Origin of the sequence: Verrucosispora sioxanthis, assembly GCF_010560025.1 — a bacterium.
In the GTDB taxonomy this organism is placed as follows: Bacteria; Actinomycetota; Actinomycetes; order Mycobacteriales; family Micromonosporaceae; genus Micromonospora; species Micromonospora palythoicola.
Genome location: NZ_SAIY01000026.1, coordinates 1 through 1387, shown reverse-complemented (window position 1 = coordinate 1387; position 1387 = coordinate 1). Strand labels below are relative to the sequence as shown.

The window sequence follows — 1387 nt, the reverse complement described above, 5'->3', positions numbered from 1 at the left end:
CGCCGCCGCGGTCAGCGCGCTGACCCACCTGCCCGAACCGCCCACCGCGGTGCTGGCCTGCTCCGACGTGCTCGCCCTCGGTGCCCTCGACGTCCTGCGTGCCGACGGCGGGTGGGGGCGGGGCGTCTCGGTTACCGGCTTCGACGACATCGCCGAGGCCACCCCGGCCGGCCTGACCACCATCCGCCAACCCGGCGAGGCGAAGGGCCGAAGCGCCGCCACGCTGCTGCTCGACCCGCCCGTGGACGCCGCCGCGGGCCAGATCCTGCTGCCCACCACACTCGTCGTCCGGAGCAGCTCCGGACCGGTTCCGAGGAGTTGAGCATGGAACAGTCCACCGGCTTCGTCATGGCCGTCGACGCGGTGACCCGCCATGTCATGTCCGCCCGCCCGGACGCGCCGGTCCGACCCGACGTACCCCGGCCGGAGCGGCTGGTGGTCACCCGCCGGCTCGCCGCCGGGGCGCTGCGCCGACTCGCCGACCAGATCCAGCCCCGTCCGGTGCCCGCACCGCCCGCCTGCCGGACGTAGGGCGGGTGGTGCGCGGGGCGGTGCGGCAGGCAGACTGGAGGCCCATGTCTCCGTTCACCCCCAGCCTGCGGTTGCACGACCGCTACGTGCTGCACGACCGCGTCGGCCTCGGCGGAATGTCCGAGGTGTGGCGCGCCGACGACGAGGTCCTGGGCCGGTCGGTCGCGGTGAAGGTCCTCGCCGGGACGTTCGCCGTCGACCCGGACCTGCGGGCCACCCTCCGGCGGGAGGCCCGCGCGGCGGCACGCCTGGCCCACCCCCACGTGACCCAGGTGTACGACTACGGCGAGGCGGCCCTGACCGACGGCAGCGTCGTGCCGTACCTGGTGATGGAGTTGGTCGACGGGCGGAATCTCGCCGACCGGCTGACCGACGGTCCGCTGCCCTGGCGGCCGGCCCTGCGGATGGCCGCCGAGGTGGCCAGCGCCCTGGCTGCCGCGCACCGCCTCGGCGTGGTGCACTGCGACGTCAAGCCGGGCAACGTCATGCTCACCGACAACGGTGCCAAGGTGCTCGACTTCGGTATCGCCGCACTCGCCGGGGCGCCCACGCCCGGTGGGCGACCGGCCGGCGGCGCCCTGATGGGTACGCCCGCGTACCTGGCACCGGAGAGGTTGGGCAACGACCCGGCCCATCCGGCCAGCGACGTGTACGCCCTGGGTGCACTGCTGTACCGCGCCCTCACCGGTGACGTGCCGCTGCCCGTGCGCAGCTGGCCGGACGCGGTCCGGGTGCATGCCAACCGACCGGCCGTGGCACCCCCACGGGTGCCGGGCCTGCCGGCGGACCTCGCCCAGCTGGTGCTGGCCTGCCTCGACCCTGATCCGGAACGACGTCCCACGGCCGGACTACTGGC

3 protein-coding genes are annotated in these 1387 nt (G+C 75.1%); all 3 read left to right on the top strand.

Annotation, left to right across the window (positions count from 1 at the left end; translation table 11 throughout):
• Positions 1 to 322: substrate-binding domain-containing protein (locus tag ENC19_RS29145; RefSeq protein WP_164450245.1), on the top strand; the 322-nt coding region annotated here is incomplete at its 5' end.
• Positions 323 to 324: 2 nt separating this feature from the next.
• A complete protein-coding gene (locus tag ENC19_RS29140; RefSeq protein WP_164450244.1) occupies positions 325 to 531 on the top strand; it encodes a hypothetical protein in 207 nt (68 codons plus the stop codon).
• Positions 532 to 575: 44 nt separating this feature from the next.
• The coding region (locus ENC19_RS29135; protein WP_164450243.1) for a serine/threonine-protein kinase at positions 576 to 1387 on the top strand (812 nt) is incomplete at its 3' end.

Bases quoted from the DNA above. Each gene is read 5' to 3' on its own strand.
- ENC19_RS29140 (WP_164450244.1), top strand. From the start codon at position 325: ATGGAACAGTCCACCGGCTTCGTCATGGCCGTCGACGCGGTGACCCGC.